We start from the raw sequence: 23,724 nt of genomic DNA, 5'->3' as shown, positions 1-23,724 counted from the left end.
CAAATGAATAAAAAAGAAAAACAAATAATAAAAAATATTATTATTTGTTTAAGAGAAGAAATATTAAATAAAAAAATTCAGTTTACAGGAAGTGAAAATTTCCCTTTAGGCTGCTGTGGTAATGCATCAAACATATTACTAGATAGATTAAAAGCAAATGGTTTTAAACAAATTGAACAAAAAGTAAACATGTGGTTTAATAATCAATCACACAGCTGGTTAATTTATAAGGAACATATAATAGACATAACTATTGATCAATTTGAGTCAATCGAATACCAGTGTTTTATTTTTGAAGAAAAAAAATCACTATTTCATCAAAAATTTCAACAGATATAGTAAGGCTTTAAATTAAGCAGGAAGTAAATTTTAATTAGGTAATTCTTTTCATATAAATGATATCCTAATTCAAATTTCGTTTTTCAGCAAAAAATTTCTTCAATAAAAAACCACATTCCTCCTCTAAAACCCCCGATATAACTTTAGTTTTAGGATGCAACTTCGTTTGTAACACAGAAAAACCTAATTTCGGCTCACTAGCGCCGTACACAATTTTCCCGATTTGCGTCCAATAACTTGCACCCGCACACATCTGACAAGGCTCAAGAGTAACATACAAAATACATTCTTTTAAATATTTTCCACCTAAAAAATCAGACGCAGCCGTAAAAGCCTGCATTTCTGCATGCGCTGTTACATCAGTTAGCATTTCAGTTAAATTATGCGCTCGGGCAATTATTTTATCTTTAAAAACAATAACAGCACCCACAGGAACCTCGCCTTTATCGAAAGCTGTTTGAGCCTGTTCTAAAGCTTTTTTCATAAAATAAGTATCGTCAAAAGGATTTATTTTCATGATATTCTACTGATGTTAAAGCGTTATTTATTAATCGTTTTATTCAACAAAAGTACCTCAAATTAGTTATTTTTACCAAAAATTACACCTTTGATTACAATTACGACTACTCCAAATAAAAAAATCTATTTTGCTTCCGATCAGCATTTAGGTGCGCCAACAGCCGAAAAAAGTTTTCCTAGAGAACAAAAATTTCTAGGTTGGCTAAACCAAGTAAAAGACGATGCTGAAGCTATTTTTTTATTAGGCGATTTATTTGATTTCTGGTTTGAATATAAAACCGTTGTTCCTAAAGGATTTGTACGTATTTTAGGGAAACTTGCCGAAATTAAAGACAGCGGAATTCCTATTTATTTCTTTGTAGGAAACCATGATTTATGGATGGTCGATTATTTTGAAAAAGAATTAAATATTCCTGTATATCATAAACCGCAAGTGTTTAACATCAACCAAAAAACAGTTTTTATAGGGCATGGCGATGGTTTAGGACCACACGACAAAGGCTACAAACGAATGAAAAAAGTGTTTACTTTTCCGATGTTTAAGTTTATGTTTAAATGGTTGCATCCTGATATTGGTGTTCGTATTGGGCAATATATGTCGGTTAAAAATAAAATGATTTCTGGCGATGATGATGCCAAATTTTTAGGCGAAGATAAAGAATGGCTAGTGCAATATTGCAAGCGTAAACTAGAAACAAAACATTACGATTATTTTGTTTTCGGACACCGTCATCTTCCTTTAGAAATTGACGTATCTAAAAAAGCATCCGAAGAAATACCTCAAGAAAAAAGCATGTATATAAATACCGGTGATTGGGTTAAATATTTTACTTATGCCGTTTTTGAAAACGATACACTATCGTTAAAAGAATATAGATAAAAATATCATAAATTCTAAAAAAAAGCACCTTTAAAAAAGGTGCTTTTTCTATATAAATAAAATCTTAATTTAAATAAGTTTTAAAACTTAAAAGTTACGCCTGCTTTAAAAATTGTTCCGCTAAAACCAAACTGATTTACTTCCCAAGGATATTTAAAACGACCACCTAAATCGGTTACTACATCGCCTTTTGTATCAATAGTATCTGGGTACACATTGAATAAATTATTCACTTGTGCTGTAAATGAAATTAGCTCTGAAAGTTCATATCCTAAAGATATATCGGTTAAAACTTTACCGCCAAAGGTTTGATCTTTTTGAGCATCCGAAGCATGTTGCCAAATTACTTCGCCAAAATAGGTGTTGTTTATATTGGCATTAAATTTATCGCGTTTATAATTTGTACCAAAAGAAATTTTGGTATTTGGTCGGGCGCTAATAATTCTTGACTGCTCCTTTCTATTAAAAATAGCGTTTTTATAATTTGATAATTTAGTAGGCGTTTTTACCTCGCCTTCTAACTTGGTTTTATTCACGTTTAAAGCTAAATTTAAGGCTAGTTTTCCTGAAGCAAAATCAATATTTTTATAACGCATCGTGTAATCAAAACCTGAAGTTTTCGTAGATGCCGCATTGATAAAAAATTTGATACTCGTTACCTTATTTTCATCTAATACTTTTTGCACGGATGCATTTGGCATTCCGTTGTCATCTTTCCCGCCAATTTCTCCTGAAAAAACAACTCTATCGGCTACTTTAACATTGTAATAATCTAACGAAATTGTAAAATCGTTCGATGCTTTTACCGTTAAACCTGCCGAAATACTTTTAGATGTTTCTGCAAATAAAGAGGCAACGCCTAATCCTTTAATTACCGAACTTACATTGTTAAATGTTCCTTGATTTGAAATTTTTCCATCAGAAATTAAGGTTTGTACATTACTTAAATATACTTGGTGTAATGAGGGCGCTCTAAATCCTGTTCCGTAAGATCCTCTTAAAACAGCTGCGCTTCCTAGTTTATATCTTGAATTAATTTTCCAAGAAGTATTTCCGCCAAAATCTGAATATTCTTCATAACGAGCAGCTCCTCCTATTAAAAAATTATCAGTAATATCCCAATCTAATGTGGTGTATCCGCCAATATTTGTTCTTGTTTTACTTAAAGCATTGCTTGGTTGTAATCCTGGAAAAGATTGTGCACCACTTTTATAATAAGAAGCTTCTTCTCCTTTAATAACATCAAATTGTTCTTGACGACCTTCAAGTCCGAAACCAATACTTACAGCTCCAAAAGAACGACTTACATCAAAGTTTCCAATAATATTGCTAAAAGCATAGGCTCCTGCATCAAAAGAAGTAGGGCTTTTTGCTCCTAAATCAACATTAATGGTATTTCCGATGGTGTAATCTACCGAGTTTTTACCGTAACTAGCACTTGCATCGGCATTGAATTCGCCTAACATAAATTTACTTCCTGCGGTAACTAAAACATCTTGAATTCCTGTTTCAAAAGTAGGTTGAAAACCGCTGTATGTTTTTCCTTTTGGTGTTAATAAACCAAAATCGTTGGTAATCCAATATGGCGGACGATACAATGCAAAACTTGTTCCTTGCCTAGCGTTAAAACCTCCAAAAGCATATAATTTGGTGTTTTCATCTAAAGGATATTCAGCATTTAAAAAAATTGCCGCTTTTTTCATTTCTGCCTGTCCGATAGTCATTCCTAAAGCAGGATTTTCTTTTGTCCATTGATTATCTACGCCAAATAAATCATCCTTTGATGGCTCGCCAGCTCTGTTTGTTTTATCTTGATAACTCAAATCAAGTGAGGCATTTAAAAAACCTCCTTCGCCAAAGGTAAGCGTATGATTCGCTGATGCCGAAACATTTGCTCCATCGCCTTGGCTAGTAACTCCTGAAGTAACATTTACCTGCGTAAACTTAGTGTTTTTCTTTAAAATAATATTGATAACTCCTGCAACAGCATCCGACCCGTATTGTGCCGATGCACCGTCACGCAATACCTCTACTCGTTCAATCGCTGCGGTTGGAATACTTTTCATATCCACACCAACTTCACCTTTACCAGGTGTATCGTTTACATAGACTAAAGCACTTTGGTTTTTACGTTTTCCGTTTACTAAAACCAAGGTTCTACTAGGTCCTAAACCTCTTAAATCGGCTGGATCAAAATGTGCTGTTCCATCTGAAACCGTTTGACTACTCGCATTGTATGAAGGTATTGCATACATTAACATTTTATCAATATTTGTTTGCCCTGTTGCTTGTAATTCGCCTACACTAACATTATCGATTGGTACAGCAGAATCTAAAATTGTTCGTGGTTTTGATCGGTTTCCTGTTAAAATAATTTCATTTAAAACGTTTCCTTCTTTTAAAACAACTGTTATGTAGGTGTTTTTAGTAATTTGTTTGGTTAATGTGGTAAATCCTACGGATGAAAAAACCAACGTAACAGGCATTTTTTCAACATCTAATGAAAAGTCTCCTTGTTCATTAGTGCTTACCCCGTTTACTGTGTGTTGTTTTAAAACACTAACAAAAGGAATTCCTGACCCGCTTTGATCAACTACCTTACCCTTAATTGTTTGTGCTAATATTGAGCTTATTGTAGTTAATGTCATCAATAAAAAACAGCTGATAATTTGTGTTTTCCGTGTTCTTAAATGGTGGTTTAACATAGTTTTATTATTTTTCTTAAAAAAGTTAATTTTTTCACAATAATAACCTATTTAACTAAAAATAACTATAAAAAATTAATTTTATAATCATTATTGTATCAATAATATAACGGTAGTATAGTTTTTAGCTTTAACCATATTTTAACAGCTATTATTTCCTTATTATTGTAGCTTTGTTTCATAAATTATAATAATATTTCAATTACTATGGATGTAGATGTAAGAGCTATTAATGAAAAAGTCGAAAAAGAAAGTGCTTTTGTTGCTATTTTAACCAATGAGATGAATAAAGTCATTGTTGGGCAAAAACATATGATTGAGCGCTTACTTATTGGGCTTCTTGGTAACGGGCATATTTTATTAGAAGGAGTGCCTGGTTTGGCAAAAACACTTGCTATTAATACTTTATCAAAAGCGGTACAAGGTAGTTTTAGTCGTATTCAGTTTACACCCGATTTATTACCTGCCGATATTGTAGGAACCATGATTTACAACGTAAAACAAAATGAGTTTACCATTAAAAAAGGACCTATTTTTGCAAATTTTGTTTTAGCTGATGAAATTAACCGTGCGCCTGCTAAAGTACAATCTGCATTATTAGAAGCGATGCAAGAACGTCAAATTACTATTGGCGATACTACTTTTAAACTGCAAGAACCATTTTTAGTAATGGCAACGCAAAATCCGGTAGAACAAGAAGGAACTTACACACTTCCTGAAGCTCAGATTGACCGTTTTATGTTAAAAACAGTTATTGATTATCCAAAAATTGAAGACGAACAATTAATTATGCGTCAAAATTTAAACGGAAGTTTTGGTACGGTAAATCCAGTAATTTCTGTAGATGATATTTTAAGAGCTCGTAAGGTTGCAAACGAGGTTTATATGGATGAAAAAATTGAAAAATATATTTTAGATATTATTTTTGCAACTCGTTATCCTGAAAAATATAATTTAGAAAGATTAAAACCCTTAATTAGCTTTGGAGCTTCGCCTCGTGGAAGTATCAACTTAGCAAAAGCTGCAAAATGCTACGCTTTTATTAAACAAAGAGGCTATGTTATTCCTGAAGATGTTCGTGCCATTGTACACGATGTTTTACGTCACAGGGTTGGAATTACCTATGAAGCAGAAGCTGAAAACATTACCTCTATGGATATTATTGATGCTATAATTAATGAAGTACAAGTGCCTTAATAAAAAATATGGACACCAAAGAATTACTAAAAAAAGTTCGTAAAATAGAAATAAAGACACGTCGATTGTCTAACCATATTTTTGGTGGAGAATACCACTCTACTTTTAAAGGGCGTGGTATGACTTTCTCGGAAGTCCGTCAATATCAATATGGTGATGATATTAGAGCGATTGATTGGAATGTTACAGCACGTTATAACGAAGCTCATATTAAAGTTTTTGAAGAAGAACGAGAGCTAACCATGATGTTGCTTGTTGATATTTCTGGTTCGGAATTTTTTGGTACTTCTAATCAATTTAAAAAAGATACCATTACCGAAATTGCCGCGACATTGGCTTTTTCGGCTACCAAAAATAATGATAATGTTGGTTTGATTTTATTTTCTGATCAAATGGAACTTTATATTCCTCCTAAAAAAGGAAAAAGTCATGTGCTGAGAATTATTCGAGAATTAATCGAATTTAAACCAAAAAGCAAACAAACAAATATTAATGAGGCTTTAAAGTTTTTATCGAGCATCACCAAAAAGAAAGCTATTGTTTTTGTGCTTTCGGATTTTATGGATGATGATTATGAACGTACTTTAAAACTTGTTGGTAAAAAACACGATGTAACTGGTATTCGAATTTATGATAAACATGATGAGGAAATTCCTAATTTAGGAATGGTGCCAATGCAAGATGCTGAAACAGGTGATACTCATTTAGTAAACACAAGTTCTACATCTGTTAGAAATCAATACAAAGAAAACGCTTTGCGATTAGCCGATTATTTTGAAACTACTTTTAAGAAAAGTGGCTCAGGAACTATTAATACTCGAGTAGATGAAAACTACGTGAAAAGTTTATTAGGCTATTTTAAACGAAAATAATCATTGCCTATTTTAATTGACAGCATAAAAAAATGAGAGCTACATTATTTTACATATTCCTACTGATATATTGCGTTGGTTTTTCACAATCAGACAAAGTACAAGTTGAAATTGATACTACTAATATTCGTATTGGTGAGCAATTTCAATATAAAATTTTAGTAAATGAAACTGAAAATGTTATCATTCCTAAATTAGAAAATTTAAAAGGATTAGAAGTTGTTGATTCTTTAAAAATTGAAAAAATCAATAATAAAATAATTCAAAAATATATTTTAACTGGTTTTGATAGTGGTGCTTTTTACATTCCACAACAACAAATTTTTATTAAAAACCAAGCTTATTTAACCGATAGTTTACTTATCAATGTAACCACAATTGCTATTGATACAACAAAAGCTAAAAAATTTGATATCAAAGGAATCAAAACTGAAGGATATCAATATAATGATTTTGAACAGTATTTTTGGTGGGTAGTAGCATTACTTATTTTAATTGGAGCACTACTCTATTATTTTATTATCAGAAAGAAAAAAGAAATTAAAGAAAAAACTATTGTTCCATTATTGCCTCCGTATGAAGAAGCTATTGAAAAATTACAAGCTTTAGATAAAAAATTATTATGGCAAAATAATGAAACAAAAAAATACTATAGCGAACTGACAAATATTATTAGAGGATATATTGAAAGAGAATTAAAATTACCCGCTTTAGAAATTACAACCGATGAATTAATGGATGTTTTAAATGATTTTAACAACATAAAATCGATTGAAACAAATAAAGAAACTATCGATAAGTTAAAAAAATTATTACAAGAATCGGATTTAGTAAAGTTTGCAAAATCGAAACCGATGGATTATCAAATTGAACAAGATCGTAAAGATGCTAAAAGCATTATCGATAATTTAAAACCTAAAAAAGAAGCAATAGAAGATGAAGTGGAATAACTTTGAGTTTCATAGTCCTGAATTTTTATGGTTGCTAATATTGATACCTTTATTGGCTTTTTGGAATTTTTATTCTAGAAAAAAAGACAGCGCACAATTAACCATTTCAAGTGTAAAAGGATTTAAAATAAATGGCGGAATTTTACCAAAACTAAAACCATTATTATATATTTTCAGATTACTTGCATTAGCTTGTTTAATCGTTGGTTTAGCAAGACCCAGAAATGTAGCCGTAAGTAAAAAAACAAAATCGAATAAAGGGATTGATATTGTTATGGCAATTGATGTATCGGCTAGTATGTTGGCAAAAGATTTAAAACCTAATAGATTAGAAGCGCTGAAAAAAGTGGCTGTTGATTTTGTAAATCGCAGACCAAATGACAGAATTGGAATTGTTGTTTATGCAGGTGAAAGTTTTACTCAAACGCCAATTACTAGCGATAAATCGATTGTAAAAAGAACAATTTCTGAAATTAAATGGGGTCAGTTAGATGGCGGAACAGCTATTGGTATGGGCTTAGGTTCTGCCGTAAATAGACTAAAAGAAAGCAAAGCCAAAAGTAAAGTGATTATTCTTTTAACCGATGGTGTAAATAATGCTGGTTTTGTAGATCCGAAAACGGCAACCGAATTAGCCAAAGGAAACGGAATTAAAGTATATACAATCGGTATTGGTACAAACGGAATGGCACCTTTTCCTTGGGCAAAAGATCCTCGAACTGGAAAAATTTCTTTTAGAAATCAACAAGTAGAAATAGACGAAAAGTTATTAAAACATATCGCAAAAGAAACAGATGGTAAATACTTTAGAGCAACCGATAACTCTAAATTAAAAGCCATTTATAGCGAAATTAATAAGCTAGAAAAAACAAAAATAGAAGAATTCAAATATTATAATTACACCGAAAATTACCGATTATTGGTATTTATTGCAGGTATCTTTTTATTATTAGAATTTTTATTGAAAAACACACTATTTAAAAGTTTTATATAAACATGTTATACCGATTAGAAGAACCGATATATTTTTGGCTATTTGCAATTATTCCGATATTAATTGTTGTTTTCTTATTTGTTTTATGGTGGAAAAAACGCACTCAAAAAAAGTTTACTAACGCAAAAATGTTAGCTAAAATCGCACCAAATTCATCTACTTTTAAATCGGTTTTAAAATTGATTTTCTTCTTAATAGGAATCTCTTTTTTAATTGTTTCGTTAGTAAATCCTAAAATGGGAACAAAACTGAAAACCGTAAAAAGAGAAGGTGTTGATGTAGTTTTTGCTTTAGATGTTTCTAAAAGTATGCTAGCAGAAGATATTGCTCCAAACAGGTTAGAGAAAGCTAAACAAATCATTTCAAAAATTATTGATAAATTAGGTAGCGATAGAATTGGTATTATTATTTATGCAGGAAATGCCTATCCGTTATTACCAATTACTACGGATCATGCGGCGGCTAAAATGTTTTTACAAAATGCCAATCCTGATATGGTTTCAAGCCAAGGAACTGCTATTAATGAAGCATTAAATTTAGCTAAAACCTATTATAATAATGATGAACAAACGAATCGTTTTTTAATTGTTATTTCTGATGGAGAGGATCATCAAGAAGAAACAAAACAACTTGCCCAAAATATTTCAAATGAAGGCGTAAAAGTATATACAATTGGTGTTGGAACAGAAAAAGGAGCTCCAATTCCGATAAAAAGAAACGGTGCACTAGTTGGTTATAAAAAAGATAATCAAGAACAGACGGTTATCACCAAAAGAAAATCGGATGTTTTACAAGATATTGCTGAAGCTTCCCAAGGAAAATATATCGATGGAAATAAAACGTCAAATCCTGTGAATGCTATCGAAAAAATTATAACGAATGCTCAAAAAAGTGAATTTGAAACCAAACAATTTTCTGATTATAAAGATCAGTTTCAATGGTTTTTAGGAATTGGGTTATTATTTTTAATAATCGATTTATTTTTCTTCGAAAGAAAAACAAAATGGGTTAAAAAAGCAGATTTGTTTAACGAAAAAGAGTCGTAACGGCTATTTTATAGAAAATGAAACATTCAAAAAATATACTATTTGTACTTTTTATACTGATGACTATACAGGCATCCGCACAAATAGACACGTTAAAATTACAACGAGAATCAAGGGCTTTGTTACGTAAAGGAAACAAGCTTTACAATAAACAAAAATTTGATGATGCTAGTATTTTATACCGTAAAGCATTAGATAAAAATAGTACTTACGATAAAGCAAGTTATAATTTTGGTAATACTTTATATCAACAAAAAAAATACAAAGAAGCCGTAGAACAATTTGAACTTACTGCTAAAACTGCTACCGATAAATTATCAAAAGCAGCCGCATATCATAATATAGGAAATGCTATGATGGAGCAAAAACAGTATCAACCTGCGGTGGATGCTTATAAAAATGCGTTGCGTAAAAATCCGAATGACGATGAAACACGTTATAACCTTGCTGTTGCTAAAAAGAAATTAAAGAAAGAACAGCAAGACAAGAAAAATAATAAGGATAACAAAGACAATAAGGATAAGAAGGACGACAAAGAAAATAAAGACAAGGATAAAAAAGATAAAGACAAAAAAGGCGACGACAAAGATAAAAAGGATAAGAAAGAAGACGATAAAAATAAAGAGAAAGACAAGGAAAAAGACAAGAACAAAGAAGGCGACGATAAAGATAAAAAAGACGATCAGAATAATCAAAAGAAGAAAGATGATCCGAAAAAAGACGCTAAAAAGCCACAGCCTAAACAGGCAAAAATGTCTGCTCAACAAATGAAACAATTGTTGGAAAGCTTAAATAATGAAGAGAAGAAGACTCAAAAGAAAATGAATGTGAAAAAATCGAAAGGAAGAAAAGTAAAACAAGAAAAAGATTGGTAATTTTCCAACTTTTAAAACCTTACTAATTTTTACGTTTTTGAAAATGAATATGAAATTAAAACTATATATCGCTTTATTAAGCTGCTTTATAACATTTGCTATTAATGCGCAAGAATCAGTATTAAAAACAAGCGTTAGTAAAAATAAATTAGGCGTTAACCAACGTTTGCGTATAGAATTTACCATTAGCCAACAAGGTGCCGATAACTTTACACCACCTAACTTTAAAAACTTTAAAGTTGTTGGAGGACCTAGCCAATCGGTTAGTCAATCTTGGATAAATGGTAAATCATCCTTTAAAAAATCATACACCTATATTATTGAACCCAAAGCTAAGGGGACATACAATATTCCTGCTGCAACAATAGAAATAGACGGAGAAATAGTAAAGTCAAACATTGTAAAAATTACCGTTTTAAGTACTGTTGAAGTTCCTAAAGATCCTAACGATCCTAATTATATTGCGCAACAAAATATACATTTAGTAGCGCAAATTTCAAATTCTCAACCTTATGTTGGCGAAGGTATTTATGTTGAATACCGATTATATTTTAGTGAAAATATCGGTATTTACGACCATGCTATTACCAAGAATCCGCAATATAATGGGTTTTGGAATCAAGAAATTAAAAGAAATGGAACACCCGTGCAAATAGGTACCTATAATGGTGAACGTTACCGATATGCCGTTATGCACAAAGCGTTTCTTATACCTACTAGAGATGGAAAACTAACCCTAAATCCTATGAAAATGGATATTGTGGTGGCGGTTCCTACGGGTCGTGCCGATTTTTTTGGAAATTCCATGACAAAACAAGTTCGTAAAGACTTTTCTTCGGCTAAAAAAATAGTGAATGCGAAACCCTTACCTCTTGAAAATAAACCTGAAAATTTTACAGGTGCCGTTGGTGAATTTAATTTTAATGTTTCCTTAAATAAAAACACTTTAAAAGCGAATGAATCTTCTTTGCTAAAAGTAGCTGTTCGTGGGCAAGGGAATTTAAAATTATTTGAACTTCCGAAGATAGAAACGCCTGAAGAACTTGAAATTTATCAGCCTGAAAGAAAAGAAAATGTTAGCATTACTTCAACAGGTTTAAAAGGAGAAGTTGCCGATATTTATACCGTAGTACCTGAGTATAAAGGAAAATACAAAATTCCGAAAACGAGTTTTTCTTATTTTAATCCGAAGAAAAAAGCCTATAAAACCATTATTACTGATGATTTATTTGTAGCTATTTTAGAAGGAAAAACATTACCTGCTACCAAAAAATCGGGCGATTTAAATAAAAAACCCGTTGAAATTACTGGTGATGATTTTAAATATATTCAAACTTCAACAAGTTTTCAACCTTTAAAAAGCACCGATTTTTTTAAATCTATTTGGTTTTATGTATTGCTATTATTACCAGTCTTAGCCATTCCTATTAGCATTTTTATCGCTAAGAAAAAACAAGAACGAAATGGTGATATTGTAGGAAATAAACAACGAAAGGCAGATAAATTAGCTAAAAAATACTTATCGGAAGCAAAGAAGGAATTAGGTGAAAAAGAAGCTTTTTATGAGGCTTTAGAAAGAGCGTTACACAATTATTTAAAAGCAAAACTACAGATAGAAACAACGGATATTAGTAGTGAAAAAATTACCGATTTACTTCAAGAAAAAAAGGTTGATAAGGCTACTATTAAAAGCTTTATAACTGTTTTATCCGATTGTGATTTTGCACGATATACGCCAATTACAAACCTGCAAATGACCGAAGAATACCAAAAAGCAACACAAATTATTACTCAATTAGACAAGCAATTATAATGAGAAAATGTATTGTATTACTATTGTTTTTAATACCGAATATTTTATTAGCACAAACTGCGGATAAATTGTTTGAAAACGCCAATTCTTTATACAAAGAAGGTAAATATATTGATGCTATTAAGGTTTATAAACAAATTGAAAGCAGTAAAAATGTCGTTTGTTCTGAAGTGCATTTTAATTTAGCGAACGCCTATCATAAGTTGCATAAAGTAGCGCCTGCTATTTATAATTATGAAAAAGCACTTCAATTAAACCCATTAAATAGCGATGCTAGAAATAATTTAAACATCGCAAAACGTTTAACTTTAGATAGAATTGAAGAATTACCGCTTACTTTTTTACAAAGGATAAATTACAATGTATTACAAAAATTCACCTATAACACCTGGGCTGTTTTTGTAGTTATACTGTCTTTTTTAGCGAGTATTTTAGTTGTTTTGTACTATTTTTCATACACTCCAAGCAAAAAAAGGGTGTTTTTTGCAACTAGTATAATCTCTTTTTTACTATTAATAATTACTTTAAGTATTGCCAATTTTCAATACAATCAATCAAAAAACAAGGTTAAAGCGATTGTTTTTTCAGAAAAAATGACAGTAAAAAATGCGCCTACAAATGATGCCGATAGACTATTCACACTACACGAAGGCACAAAAATTCTAGTTATTGACACTGTTGATAATTGGAATAAAATAAAATTATCTGACGGAAAAACAGGGTGGGTTATTAGCAGCTCAGTTAAGTTGTTACATAATTATTAGCTATAATTTAACTCATAAATTAAAAAACCTTTCTTATTTTTGTATCTCTTAAATTAAACTTAATCAGTTGAAAGTAAAAATTGCACTTTTTTTCTCTATCTTATTTATGAGCATGATTGCTGCACCTACAATTATAACTTTAATTGATAGCAGCCAAGATGTTACCATTTTTTTAGACTTAAACGAAGAGGAAGAAGAAAGCACTGTAGAGGAAACCTCTAAAGAGTTGAAACTGTATCAAACCGCTGATTTAAATTTATTTTTCAGAAAAACTCAAAAAATAGAAATTGTAATTTTTCATTCTAAAAATTATGTTTCTCAATATTTAAAGACCACCACTCCTCCACCAAAGTTTGCTATTTAATTTCTAAGCAGTACAAAAAAATTATTTATTATTAAAAACAACTCTAAGTTTATAAAGCTTAGAGGCAAATTACTTATATATATGTTCAAATATATTAAAAACGATTTACCAGCAAGTGTAGTCGTATTTTTCGTTGCATTACCTTTGTGTTTAGGTATTGCATTAGCTAGTGGCGCACCCTTATTTTCTGGATTAATTGCAGGTATAATTGGTGGTGTTGTTGTAGGGGCTTTAAGTGGCTCTAAAATTGGAGTTAGTGGTCCGGCAGCAGGTTTAGCAGCTATTGTATTAACCGCTATTGGTACTTTAGGTGGCTATGAAAACTTTTTAGTTGCCGTAGTTTTAGGAGGAGTTATTCAGGTGATTTTTGGTTTTTTAAAGGCTGGAATTATTGGGTATTATTTTCCTTCATCAGTAATTAAAGGAATGTTAACAGGTATTGGTATTATTATTATTTTAAAACAAATCCCTCACTTTTTTGGCTACGATTCAGAGCCTGAAGGAGCCGATAGTTTTATAGAGGCTTCTGGTGAAAACACCTTTTCTGCTATTTTAAATATTGTTGATAATATTAACCTAGGCGCTACAATCATTGGGTTTATTGGTTTAGTGATATTATTACTATGGAGTACTGTTTTATCTAAAAAAGGAAAAATATTTCAAATAATACAAGGTCCTTTAGTAGCAGTTGTTGCAGGTATTGTGTATTATTTTATTACAATTCAAAATACTAAATATGGTATAAACCCAGCACATTTAGTAAGCGTACCAGTACCTGATAGTTTAGATTCTTTTTTAGGGCAGTTTAGCTTTCCTAATTTTAGCGCTATTACAAATCCACAAGTTTGGGTTACTGCTTTTACTATTGCTTTAGTAGCAAGTTTAGAAACATTATTATGTGTGGAGGCATCAGATAAAATAGATCCAGATAAAAATGTAACACCAACAAATAGAGAATTGTTAGCGCAAGGAACAGGGAATATTATTTCTGGGCTTATTGGTGGTTTGCCAATTACACAGGTTATTGTAAGAAGTTCTGCAAATATTCAATCAGGAGGAAAAACAAAGTTAGCGACAATAATTCATGGATTTTTATTATTAATTTCAGTACTTTTAATTCCTACTTTATTAAATAAAATTCCACTATCTGTTTTAGCGGCAATTTTATTAGTTGTAGGATATAACTTAGCGAAACCAAAGGTTTTTAAAGAAATATTTCAACTAGGATGGAAACAATGGATACCTTTTACAGTAACAGTAATAGGTATTGTATTTGCCGATTTATTAGTAGGTATCGCCTTAGGATTAACAGTAGGAATTGTGGTTATTTTAATTAAAAGTTTTCAAAACTCACACTTTTTACATATTGAAGATAAAAGTAATGGTAAGCACAAAATTAAAATGACACTTGCAGAAGAAGTTACTTTTTTTAACAAAGGAGCTATTTTAAAAGAACTAGACAGCTTACCTAAAGAAACTTTTTTAGAATTAGATGTTCGAAAAACACGATATTTAGATAATGATATCATCGAAATTTTAGAAGATTTTGCTTTTAAAGCCAAAGAAAGAAATATAGATATTCAATTAATATCAGAAAGAGGTATTGTAAAAAATCCGCCGAGTTATATTGAGTTTTTTAATTTAAGAACTAAAAAAAATACTATTTAAATACACGTTTATATTTAAAAAAATGTGTACTCTTAATAAAAAATATAAAAGACGATTTTAAAAAATAAAAAAATTATGCCACACAGAAATAAAGCACTAACAAAAGACGCTCAAGACAAATTAACACCAATGATTGTGTTACAAGATTTTATCGAAGGAAATTCACGTTTTATTAGAGATGAAGTTCACACCATAGACCATAAAGCCTTAATTACTCAAACAACAGATGGTCAGCATCCAAAAGCAATTGTACTTTCATGTATTGACTCAAGAGTACCTGTTGAATTAATTTTTGATCAAACTATTGGCGATGTTTTTGTAGCTAGAGTTGCTGGAAATTTTGAAAATACTGATATTTTAGGAAGCATGGAATATTCATGTAAAGTAGCAGGAAGTAAGTTAATTTTTGTGCTAGGTCATGAAAGTTGCGGTGCAATTAAAGCAGCCTGCGATCATGTAGAATTAGGAAATATTACATCTATGTTAAGTAATATTCAACCAGCTGTAAAAAAATCAGAAAAAGAAATTACTGGTGATCATAATTCATCAAACACCGAATTTGTTAATAAAACCATTGAAAACAATGTAAGTTTAACAATTCAACGAATCAGAGAAAAGAGCCCTATTTTAAATGAAATGGAGCAAGCTGGTGAAATTAAAATTGTAGGAGGAGTTTACCATATTAGCAGCGGAAAAGTAAGTATGTTGTAATATTAATACCCACTATTAAAAAAGCCGAGACTCCTATCTCGGCTTTTTTAGTTAATAAAATTTAATCAACCTTTTAAAGCTCTTTTACAAATTGTATTTTTACAAAAAATTTTATCTTGAAAATTATCCATTCCATTTTTGATTTTAAGCCAACGCAAAAAACAATTGTAACTATTGGAACTTTTGACGGCGTACATATAGGACATCAAAAAATAATTCGAAAATTGGTTGCCGAAGCAAAAACATCTGGTAAAAAATCGGTGCTTTTAACTTTTTTTCCGCATCCTAGAATGGTATTGCAAAAAGATGTTACTATTAAATTGATAAATACCATAGATGAACGTGCTGCATATCTTGAAAAATTAGGCTTAGACTATTTAATTATTCACCCTTTTAGCAAAGAATTTTCAAGACTTACCGCCCTAGATTTTGTACGTACAATTTTGGTAAATCAATTTAATACTTCAAAATTAATTATTGGTTACGACCATCATTTTGGTAAAAATAGAGAAGGAAATATAGCCCAATTAACAGAATATTCTCATTTATATAATTTTACTGTTGAAGAAATTCCGGCGCAAGATATTGACCAAGTTTCGGTAAGCTCTACAAAAATCAGAAAAAATCTTGCAGACGGACACTTAAAAACAGCCAATAATTATTTAGGAACGCCGTTTTCTTTATCAGGAAAAGTAGTTAAAGGAAAACAGCTAGGCAGAAAAATAGGCTTTCCTACAGCAAATATTGAAATTCCTGAATCTTATAAATTAATTCCTAAAACAGGTGTATATATTGTAAAATCAACTATTGAAAACAAGAGTGTTTTTGGAATGATGAACATTGGAAACAGACCAACAGTTAACGGAAAAAACCAAAGTATTGAAGTACATTTCTTTGATTTTAAAGCCGATTTATATCATCAAAATATTACTGTAGAATTATTGTATTTTTTAAGAAATGAGCAAAAATTTGATTCTTTAAACGATTTGGTTATCCAACTTGAAAAGGATAAAGATATTAGTTTAGAGTATTTAAAAAAATAAGCTTGAGAAATTACGCCAAAAGCTAAATTAATAATAACGCCCCTCCCAAAACATCTGAATTAAAAACAACTTTTAAGCGTAACCTCTTGAAAACCCCAAAAAACCTATTTAACAAAAGATTAAACCTATATTAGATTTCCCTTAAAACAAAAAGTTGCGTCAAGAGCTAAATTTTAATACACCCCCTTCTTGATATAAAAAAGATAACTCTTAAATACAACTCTTATTAGGTTATTTTTTACTGATACAAAATTAAAGCATTCATATTAAAGTAAAATGACATAGTTGTCATTTTACTTTAATATGTTTTTTAGAATTTTATGTGAAAAAATGATACTCTCCAAAGAAGAGATAATCCTAAAAAAAATGGTGCTTTGTCTTAAAATATTACGCAGTAAAAATGGAATTAGTTCTAATGATTTTTATATTGATACAGGCATTCATTTAGCTAGAATTGAACAAGGAAGAACTAATATAACAATACTCACACTCGAAAAAATATGCGACTACTTCAATATAACCATGTTAGATTTTTTTATCATGCTAGAACAAATTTAGCTTCAAAAACAGGTTGTTTAAGTGTACGGCTTCTTATATCTTAGCAGTTCTTAAAAAAAACAAAAAGATGTTACAGGTTCAGTTTATTAGAGACAACAAACAAGTTGTTTTAGACGGTTTAGCAAAACGTAATTTTGCCAATGCCGAAACAATTATTAATCAAGTATTAACTTTTGATGAAACTCGTAGAGCTACACAGGTTTCTTTAGATAATGTATTAGCTGAATCAAACAAAATATCCAAAGAAATTGGTGGTTTTTTTAAAGCAGGCGAAATTCAAAAAGCCAATTTATTAAAAGAAAAAACAGGGCAGTTAAAAGAAGATTCAAAACAATTTACAGAAGATTTAAATAGCATTTCTGATAAATTACAAGAATTATTATATCAAATTCCGAATATTCCTCACGCCTCTGTAAAAGCAGGAAAAAGTGAAGAAGACAACGAGAAAATTTTTAGCGAAGGAATTATTCCTGATTTAGGCGAAAACGCTTTACCTCACTGGGAATTAGCTAAAAAATATGATATTATTGATTTTGAATTAGGTACAAAAATTACCGGTGCAGGTTTTCCTGTTTACAAAGGAAAAGGGGCTCGTTTACAACGTGCTTTAATCAACTATTTTTTAGATAAAAATACAGATGCTGGCTATAAAGAAGTTCAAGTTCCTCATTTAGTTAACGAAGCTTCAGGAATTGCAACAGGGCAATTACCAGATAAAGAAGGACAAATGTATCATTCAACGGTAGATGATTTATATTTAATTCCAACCGGTGAAGTACCAATTACCAATATCCACAGAAATGATTTACTAAAAGAAACCGATTTACCAATTAAATACACAGGTTATACGCCTTGTTTCCGTAGAGAAGCTGGTAGTTATGGCGCACATGTTCGTGGGTTGAATCGTTTACATCAGTTTGATAAAGTAGAAATTGTTCGCATTGAACACCCTGATAATTCGTACCATGTTTTAAGCGAAATGGTTGAACATATTAAAGATATTTTACGCGATTTAAAATTACCATATCGTATTTTACGTTTATGCGGTGGCGATACAGGTTTTACATCGGCTTTAACTTTCGATTTCGAATTATATTCAACAGCTCAAGAGCGTTGGTTAGAAATTAGTTCGGCTTCAAATTTTGAAACCTATCAAGCAAATCGTTTAAAATTACGTTTTAAAAACAAAGAAGGAAAAAGTCAATTAGTGCATACTTTAAACGGAAGTTCTTTAGCTTTACCTAGAGTTTTAGCGGGTATTTTAGAGAATTATCAAACAGCTGACGGAATTAAAATTCCTGATGCCTTAGTTCCTTATTGTGGTTTTGATATGATTGATTAATCATTAAAAAATATACTTTTATAAAATAGTAAACCCCAAGTTTCTTTGTTGAAAACTTGGGGTTTTTAAATGCCTTTAGAGCTTGTTTAAATTTTATTACAAAAATTTACAAATACCCTGTCAGTTCGAGTGATTTTTTTTCCTTCAAAAAAATTGTATCGAGAACTTTTTAGCATCAAAATCAATCAAAATAAAATTCTCGATACAATTTTAATTCCTTCTAGTCATTAAAATCACTCGAATTGACAAAATTGTGACAAATCAGGATGTAAAACTGAAATAAAATATCTTTAACGAATTCGGTTTTTTAGTTATAAACTATTTTTTTGAAGCAATTTCCCGCTTTCCGCACTCGCTTTTTTTATTTTTCAAAAGAAAAAAATAAAAAAGAGCTCAAACAAATGCGTCAATCGGGGCTAGGCATTTGTACTATTTTAAGAGCTTGTTTAAAAAAAATAAAAATGTGAGAAACTAAATTTATTTAATTTCCTCGCAATAGCAACAAACCTCACAGGTTTTTAAAACCTGTGAGGTATAAGTTTAACTAAATAATTTATATCTTTTCGCTTAAAAAAACAGCAAATTTTCAAACACAAATCATAATTAGAACAATTTTCTTCTGTATTTTTGATACATGAAAAAAGCCGTTATTCTATTTAATATACTCATTTTTAGCTTGTTTTGTAATGTACAATTACATGCCCAACAAAATGAATTTATAGTCGCTGAAAATTATTTCAGAAATAACGACTACCAAAAAGCAGTACATCTTTATAAAAAATTACACAATAAAAGCCCCTACAATAGCCTGTATTTAAAAAGGCTTGTAACCAGTTATCAAGAAACCAATCAGTTTTTAGTTGCTGATGCTCTTTTATCTGAAAGAATAAAAGAAAAACCAAATTTGGTGTTTTTAAACATCATAAAAGGCTATAATTTTGAACGACAACAAAAGGATATTCAAGCAAATAAAGAATATCAAATCGCCTTAAATTCTTTAGATAAAAAAAGAAATTACGGCGCTACAATTGCCCGACTTTTTAAAGAATATAATAAGTTAGATTTTGCCATTGAAGCCTACACAAAAATTATAACAAATAATCCGAAAGCAAATTATGGCTTTCAACTTGCCCAACTTTATGGCGAAAAAGGGAATTTTAAAAAAATGTTCGATTCCTACGTTAGTTTAGTCGATAAAGATGAAAAATACTTGAATAATGTAAAGCGTTATACCAGTAAATACATTGATGAAAACCCTGAAAATGAAAACAATATATTATTCAAAAAAGCCTTGTTACGAAAAGCGGTAAGCAATCCAAAAAATTGTTGGAACGACTTACTTTCTTGGTTGTTTATTACACAAAAACAGTATTCTAAAGCCCTAATTCAACAAAAAGCCTTAGTAGCTAGAAACCCTGATTATTTAAGTGAAATACATCAATTAGGTAAAATTTCGTTAGAAAACAAAGACTATGAAACTGCAAAAAACTGCTTTGACTTTATCATTGAAAAAACAAATTATCCGACCGATAAATTTAAGGCAATCAATAATAATTTAAAAATAGCAATTCGTACAAAACAACCCGATATTCCTGAAAAATTTCAAGCTATTTTTAGTCAATACGGCATCAATAAAAATACCTTTGAACTTCAAATAGCCTATGCTAATTATTTAACCTTTACAGAAAACACTCCTGAAAAAGCAATTGAAGTTCTGCAAAAAGTGTTAACTTTTGCCAATTCTAAATTTGAAAAAGCCGCTGTAAAACTCAAACTTGGCGAAGTTTTAGTGTACACCAATAATTTTAACAAGGCTTTAATTTACTTTTCGCAAGTACAAACTCAATTTAAAAATCATTTTTTGGGGCAAGAAGCACGTTTTAAAGTAGCGCAAACTTCCTATTTTAAAAACGATTTTACCTGGGCAAAAGCACAATTAAAAATTTTAAAAGGTTCGGCAACACAATTAATTGCCAACGATGCAGCAAATTTATTTTTAACAATTACTGATAATCAGCCAAAAGACAGCGTTTCTACAGGCTTAAAAGAATATGCAAAAGCCGATTTATTAGCATTTCAAAATAAAGATAAACAAGCAATTAGTATTTTAACAAATCTTATTACAAACTACAAAGGGCAACCTATTCAAGACGAAGCCTTGTTTAAACAGGCGGGACTTTTTATCAAACAGCAAAAATATGAAGCGGCTATTTTAAATTATACCAAAATAATTGCTTTAGATAAAAATGGCATTTATATCGATGATGTGTATTATCAAATGGCTGAATTATATCGCACGAAATTAAATAACCCTGAAAAGGCAAAAAAACACTATCAAAAGATTATTTTTGACCACGCTTCTAGCATCTATTTAATAGACGCTCGAAAGCAGTTTAGACAACTAAGAACAGATCAATTATAATTTAAGAAAATTAAGTATGTATATCTATAATGTTACCATAAATATTGACCAAAGTGTACACCAAGAATGGTTAGTTTGGATTGAAAATCATATTCCTGAAGTTTTAAATACAGGACACTTTTTAAGCGCAAAATTAACCCAAGTTTTAGTAGAAGAAGAAATGGGAGGAACAACCTATTCTGTTCAATATACTGCAAAAACACGTGAAAATTTAGACGCTTATTATAACAATCATGCAGATGAACTTCGCGCGGCTAGTTTTAAGAAATTTGGCGATAAAATGTTAGCTTTTCGTACCGAATTACAAGTAATTAATGAATTTTTTCCTACGGTAGCTAGTAATTAAAAATACGGCAACCTCATTTATTAAATGCAAGCGCTCTTTTTGATGCTTGTTTCTAACCCTTTTTTATCTTAATTTAAGACCATGACAGTAAGAGCAAAAAAACACCTAGGACAACATTTTTTAACTGATGAAGATATCGCTAAAAAAATAGCCGATGCATTAATTGGAAAAGGCTACGATAATATATTAGAAATTGGTCCTGGAATGGGCGTTTTAACAAAGTATTTATTAGAACGTGAAACCAAAACCACGGTAATGGAAATCGATTATGATTCGGTTGCCTATTTAAAAGATACTTTTCCGTTAGAACATATTAAGTTAGACACCACTGCTAAAAAATTTGAAATTTTAGAAGGCGATTTTTTAAAGAAAAATTTAAAAGACGTTTTTAAAGAAAAACAAGTGGCTATTATTGGTAACTTTCCATATAATATTTCTACTCAAATTGTATTCAAAGCTATTGAATACAGAGACTTTGTACCTGAATTTGCAGGAATGTTTCAAAAAGAAGTAGCCAAAAGAATCGCTGAAAAAGAGGGAAGTAAAGTCTATGGAATTATGTCTGTATTAACACAGGCTTTCTTTGATGTAGAATACTTATTTACCGTTCCTCCTAGTGTTTTCAATCCGCCGCCAAAAGTAGATTCTGGTGTTATCAGATTAACTAGGAAAAAAGATTATAGCTTACCTGTTGATGAAAAATTATTTTTTAGAGTGGTAAAAACAGCGTTTAATCAACGACGAAAAATGCTGCGTTCTAGTTTAAAATCATTCAATATTTCTGATGATTTAAAACAAGATCCTATTTTTACCATGCGTCCTGAACAATTATCTGTAGCACGTTTTATCGAATTAACCGATAAAATAGCAAAAGACAATTTAGATAATTAAACATAAGATCATAAAAGAATTAGACTAGACATATTTAACGCTCGATTATCAAGTAAAATAGCAAAAGATGGCATTTGAAATAACCCAAGAACTGCTTAATAACGTATTGCAATACATCGAAAGTAAAAAAAACGATGCGCTTAATGAGCTTTTTAAAGAAATGCACCATGCTGATATTGCCGAAATATTAGACGAATTACCCTTTGAAGAAGCCGTATATATTATCCGTTTATTAGACAGCGAAACAACCTCAGAAGTACTGATGGATGTTGATGATGATGTTCGTGAAAAAATATTACAACAACTAACCGCAAAAGAAATTGCGGAAGAAATTGATGAACTAGATACCGATGATGCTGCCGATGTAATTTCCGAACTTTCCGATAAAAGGAAAAAAGCGGTAATGCAAGAAATTGAAGACCAAGAACATGCCAAAGAAATTGTAGAATTATTACGTTATTCTGAAAATTCTGCAGGTGGTTTAATGGCTAAAGAACTGGTAAAAGTTAATGAAAATTGGACAATTACCCGTTGTGAAAAAGAAATGCGCATTCAAGCAGAAGAAGTTACTCGTGTACACTCAATTTATGTAATTGACGATGCTGGAAAATTAAAAGGACGCTTGTCTTTAAAAGATTTACTAATGACCGCCACAAAGGCTACCATTGCTGAGGTTTATATACCAAAGGTAGATTTTGTAAGCGTTACAGATAAAGCCGAAGATGTAGCCAATATTATGCGAAAATATGATTTAGAAGCCATCCCGGTGGTTGATGAATTAGGTGTTTTAGTAGGGCGAATTACCATTGATGACATTGTTGATGTAATTAAAGAAGAGGCCGATAAAGATTATCAATTAGCCGCAGGTATTACCCAAGATGTTGAAGCTGATGATACTATTTGGGAGCTAACTCGTGCGCGTTTGCCTTGGCTTTTCCTCGGATTATTAGGAGGTGTTGGTGCCGCAAGTATTATGGGATTTTTTGAAGATGCCATGGTTGACAACGCCATTTTATTTATGTTTACACCCTTAATCGCAGCAATGGCAGGAAATGTTGGCGTACAATCATCGGCAATTATAGTGCAAGGTTTAGCCAATGATGATGTAAAAGGAAGTATTAGCAACAGGCTATTAAAAGAAGTTTCTTTAGCCATGGTAAATGGCTTGGCTTTGGCTATTTTATTGTTCTTTTTTATCTTTATTAAAGAACAAGATATAAAAGTAGCAACGGCGATTTCTATATCGCTTTTTGTAGTGATAATTGTCGCTGGTTTAATAGGAACTTTTATACCATTATTTTTAGATAAACGTGGTATTGATCCTGCAATTGCTACAGGACCATTTATTACCACAAGTAATGATATTTTTGGGATTTTAATTTACTTCGGAATTGCTAAAATGATTATCGGTTTTTAATTATTCTA

General features: G+C 30.8%; 22 protein-coding genes. 20 read left to right on the top strand and 2 right to left on the bottom strand.

The window, feature by feature from the left end:
• Window positions 1-3: 3 nt before the first annotated feature.
• Entirely contained in the window at window positions 4-339 is a 336-nt protein-coding gene (locus AQ1689_RS04730; protein WP_101955338.1) for a hypothetical protein, read from the top strand.
• A 64-nt stretch (window positions 340-403) separates the two neighbouring features.
• Here AQ1689_RS04730 and AQ1689_RS04725 read toward each other — a convergent pair whose 3' ends face one another.
• Window positions 404-856, bottom strand: coding sequence for a nucleoside deaminase (locus AQ1689_RS04725; RefSeq protein ID WP_101914083.1), 453 nt, complete (start codon window positions 854-856; stop codon window positions 404-406).
• 90 nt (window positions 857-946) lie between these two features.
• Between AQ1689_RS04725 and AQ1689_RS04720 the strand changes: the two genes are divergently transcribed.
• Window positions 947-1,738 (top strand): UDP-2,3-diacylglucosamine diphosphatase, encoded by a 792-nt coding sequence (locus tag AQ1689_RS04720; protein WP_101955337.1) that lies wholly within the window; start codon window positions 947-949, stop codon window positions 1,736-1,738.
• An 80-nt stretch (window positions 1,739-1,818) separates the two neighbouring features.
• Here AQ1689_RS04720 and AQ1689_RS04715 read toward each other — a convergent pair whose 3' ends face one another.
• Window positions 1,819-4,386, bottom strand: coding sequence for a TonB-dependent receptor (locus tag AQ1689_RS04715; protein ID WP_101955336.1), 2,568 nt, complete (start codon window positions 4,384-4,386; stop codon window positions 1,819-1,821).
• A gap of 264 nt (window positions 4,387-4,650) precedes the next feature.
• On the opposite strand from AQ1689_RS04715, the gene AQ1689_RS04710 reads away from it, so the two are divergent.
• The 18 genes from AQ1689_RS04710 (at window position 4,651) to mgtE (ending at window position 23,716) form a co-directional block, all read left to right on the top strand.
• Window positions 4,651-5,640, top strand: a complete 990-nt coding sequence (locus tag AQ1689_RS04710) for an AAA family ATPase (protein ID WP_101955335.1) — start codon at window positions 4,651-4,653, stop codon at window positions 5,638-5,640.
• Window positions 5,641-5,648: 8 nt separating this feature from the next.
• Window positions 5,649-6,512 carry a DUF58 domain-containing protein gene (locus AQ1689_RS04705; protein ID WP_101955334.1) on the top strand — a complete coding sequence of 288 codons (864 nt, stop codon included), beginning with the start codon at window positions 5,649-5,651 and terminating at the stop codon, window positions 6,510-6,512.
• 32 nt (window positions 6,513-6,544) lie between these two features.
• Entirely contained in the window at window positions 6,545-7,462 is a 918-nt protein-coding gene (locus tag AQ1689_RS04700; RefSeq protein WP_101955333.1) for a BatD family protein, read from the top strand.
• On the top strand, window positions 7,449-8,456 hold the full coding sequence (locus AQ1689_RS04695) for a vWA domain-containing protein (protein ID WP_101955332.1): 1,008 nt from the start codon (window positions 7,449-7,451) through the stop codon (window positions 8,454-8,456). The genes AQ1689_RS04700 and AQ1689_RS04695 overlap by 14 nt, the downstream gene beginning before the upstream one ends.
• Window positions 8,457-8,458: 2 nt before the next feature.
• On the top strand, window positions 8,459-9,502 hold the full coding sequence (locus AQ1689_RS04690; protein ID WP_101955331.1) for a vWA domain-containing protein: 1,044 nt from the start codon (window positions 8,459-8,461) through the stop codon (window positions 9,500-9,502).
• Window positions 9,503-9,519: 17 nt separating this feature from the next.
• Window positions 9,520-10,377, top strand: coding sequence for a tetratricopeptide repeat protein (locus AQ1689_RS04685; protein WP_101955330.1), 858 nt, complete (start codon window positions 9,520-9,522; stop codon window positions 10,375-10,377).
• Between the two features lie 49 nt (window positions 10,378-10,426).
• Entirely contained in the window at window positions 10,427-12,190 is a 1,764-nt protein-coding gene (locus AQ1689_RS04680; protein ID WP_101955329.1) for a BatD family protein, read from the top strand.
• Window positions 12,190-12,954 carry an SH3 domain-containing protein gene (locus AQ1689_RS04675; protein WP_101955328.1) on the top strand — a complete coding sequence of 255 codons (765 nt, stop codon included), beginning with the start codon at window positions 12,190-12,192 and terminating at the stop codon, window positions 12,952-12,954. The genes AQ1689_RS04680 and AQ1689_RS04675 overlap by 1 nt, the downstream gene beginning before the upstream one ends.
• Before the next feature lie 67 nt (window positions 12,955-13,021).
• Window positions 13,022-13,318, top strand: coding sequence for a hypothetical protein (locus AQ1689_RS04670; protein WP_083501107.1), 297 nt, complete (start codon window positions 13,022-13,024; stop codon window positions 13,316-13,318).
• An 81-nt stretch (window positions 13,319-13,399) separates the two neighbouring features.
• Window positions 13,400-14,986: a SulP family inorganic anion transporter gene (locus AQ1689_RS04665; RefSeq protein WP_101955327.1), complete on the top strand. Its 1,587-nt coding sequence runs from the start codon at window positions 13,400-13,402 to the stop codon at window positions 14,984-14,986.
• 75 nt (window positions 14,987-15,061) lie between these two features.
• Window positions 15,062-15,697: a carbonic anhydrase family protein gene (locus tag AQ1689_RS04660; protein WP_058886117.1), complete on the top strand. Its 636-nt coding sequence runs from the start codon at window positions 15,062-15,064 to the stop codon at window positions 15,695-15,697.
• Window positions 15,698-15,813: 116 nt separating this feature from the next.
• Window positions 15,814-16,740 (top strand): bifunctional riboflavin kinase/FAD synthetase, encoded by a 927-nt coding sequence (locus tag AQ1689_RS04655; RefSeq protein ID WP_101955326.1) that lies wholly within the window; start codon window positions 15,814-15,816, stop codon window positions 16,738-16,740.
• A gap of 303 nt (window positions 16,741-17,043) precedes the next feature.
• On the top strand, window positions 17,044-17,298 hold the full coding sequence (locus AQ1689_RS13435; RefSeq protein WP_145993606.1) for a helix-turn-helix domain-containing protein: 255 nt from the start codon (window positions 17,044-17,046) through the stop codon (window positions 17,296-17,298).
• A 67-nt stretch (window positions 17,299-17,365) separates the two neighbouring features.
• Window positions 17,366-18,640: a serine--tRNA ligase gene (serS, locus tag AQ1689_RS04645; protein ID WP_101955325.1), complete on the top strand. Its 1,275-nt coding sequence runs from the start codon at window positions 17,366-17,368 to the stop codon at window positions 18,638-18,640.
• 634 nt (window positions 18,641-19,274) lie between these two features.
• Window positions 19,275-21,062, top strand: coding sequence for a tetratricopeptide repeat protein (locus tag AQ1689_RS04640; protein WP_101955324.1), 1,788 nt, complete (start codon window positions 19,275-19,277; stop codon window positions 21,060-21,062).
• 16 nt (window positions 21,063-21,078) lie between these two features.
• Entirely contained in the window at window positions 21,079-21,408 is a 330-nt protein-coding gene (locus tag AQ1689_RS04635) for a DUF4286 family protein (RefSeq protein WP_058886122.1), read from the top strand.
• An 81-nt stretch (window positions 21,409-21,489) separates the two neighbouring features.
• Complete coding sequence (gene rsmA, locus AQ1689_RS04630; RefSeq protein ID WP_101955323.1) at window positions 21,490-22,299, top strand: 16S rRNA (adenine(1518)-N(6)/adenine(1519)-N(6))-dimethyltransferase RsmA; 810 nt, start codon at window positions 21,490-21,492, stop codon at window positions 22,297-22,299.
• A 67-nt stretch (window positions 22,300-22,366) separates the two neighbouring features.
• The gene (gene mgtE / locus AQ1689_RS04625) at window positions 22,367-23,716 is read left to right on the top strand and encodes a magnesium transporter (protein WP_101914066.1); all 1,350 of its coding nucleotides are present in this window, start codon (window positions 22,367-22,369) and stop codon (window positions 23,714-23,716) included.
• Window positions 23,717-23,724 lie beyond the last annotated feature (8 nt).

It is taken from the genome of Tenacibaculum finnmarkense, from assembly GCF_900239185.1.
Taxonomy (GTDB): domain Bacteria; phylum Bacteroidota; class Bacteroidia; order Flavobacteriales; family Flavobacteriaceae; genus Polaribacter; species Polaribacter finnmarkensis.
Note: the sequence above shows the minus strand (reverse complement) of the source record. Positions and strands in the feature narration are given on the sequence as shown.

Coding starts and splice junctions, on each gene's coding strand:
- AQ1689_RS04665 (WP_101955327.1), top strand. CDS start 13,400: ATGTTCAAATATATTAAAAACGATTTACCAGCAAGTGTAGTCGTATTT.
- AQ1689_RS04725 (WP_101914083.1), bottom strand. CDS start 856: ATGAAAATAAATCCTTTTGACGATACTTATTTTATGAAAAAAGCTTTA.
- mgtE (WP_101914066.1), top strand. CDS start 22,367: ATGGCATTTGAAATAACCCAAGAACTGCTTAATAACGTATTGCAATAC.
- AQ1689_RS04640 (WP_101955324.1), top strand. CDS start 19,275: ATGAAAAAAGCCGTTATTCTATTTAATATACTCATTTTTAGCTTGTTT.
- AQ1689_RS04675 (WP_101955328.1), top strand. CDS start 12,190: ATGAGAAAATGTATTGTATTACTATTGTTTTTAATACCGAATATTTTA.
- AQ1689_RS04730 (WP_101955338.1), top strand. CDS start 4: ATGAATAAAAAAGAAAAACAAATAATAAAAAATATTATTATTTGTTTA.
- AQ1689_RS04685 (WP_101955330.1), top strand. CDS start 9,520: ATGAAACATTCAAAAAATATACTATTTGTACTTTTTATACTGATGACT.
- AQ1689_RS04690 (WP_101955331.1), top strand. CDS start 8,459: ATGTTATACCGATTAGAAGAACCGATATATTTTTGGCTATTTGCAATT.
- rsmA (WP_101955323.1), top strand. CDS start 21,490: ATGACAGTAAGAGCAAAAAAACACCTAGGACAACATTTTTTAACTGAT.
- AQ1689_RS04660 (WP_058886117.1), top strand. CDS start 15,062: ATGCCACACAGAAATAAAGCACTAACAAAAGACGCTCAAGACAAATTA.
- AQ1689_RS04700 (WP_101955333.1), top strand. CDS start 6,545: ATGAGAGCTACATTATTTTACATATTCCTACTGATATATTGCGTTGGT.
- AQ1689_RS04695 (WP_101955332.1), top strand. CDS start 7,449: ATGAAGTGGAATAACTTTGAGTTTCATAGTCCTGAATTTTTATGGTTG.
- AQ1689_RS04635 (WP_058886122.1), top strand. CDS start 21,079: ATGTATATCTATAATGTTACCATAAATATTGACCAAAGTGTACACCAA.
- AQ1689_RS04680 (WP_101955329.1), top strand. CDS start 10,427: ATGAAATTAAAACTATATATCGCTTTATTAAGCTGCTTTATAACATTT.
- AQ1689_RS04705 (WP_101955334.1), top strand. CDS start 5,649: ATGGACACCAAAGAATTACTAAAAAAAGTTCGTAAAATAGAAATAAAG.
- AQ1689_RS13435 (WP_145993606.1), top strand. CDS start 17,044: ATGTTTTTTAGAATTTTATGTGAAAAAATGATACTCTCCAAAGAAGAG.
- AQ1689_RS04710 (WP_101955335.1), top strand. CDS start 4,651: ATGGATGTAGATGTAAGAGCTATTAATGAAAAAGTCGAAAAAGAAAGT.
- serS (WP_101955325.1), top strand. CDS start 17,366: ATGTTACAGGTTCAGTTTATTAGAGACAACAAACAAGTTGTTTTAGAC.
- AQ1689_RS04715 (WP_101955336.1), bottom strand. CDS start 4,386: ATGACATTAACTACAATAAGCTCAATATTAGCACAAACAATTAAGGGT.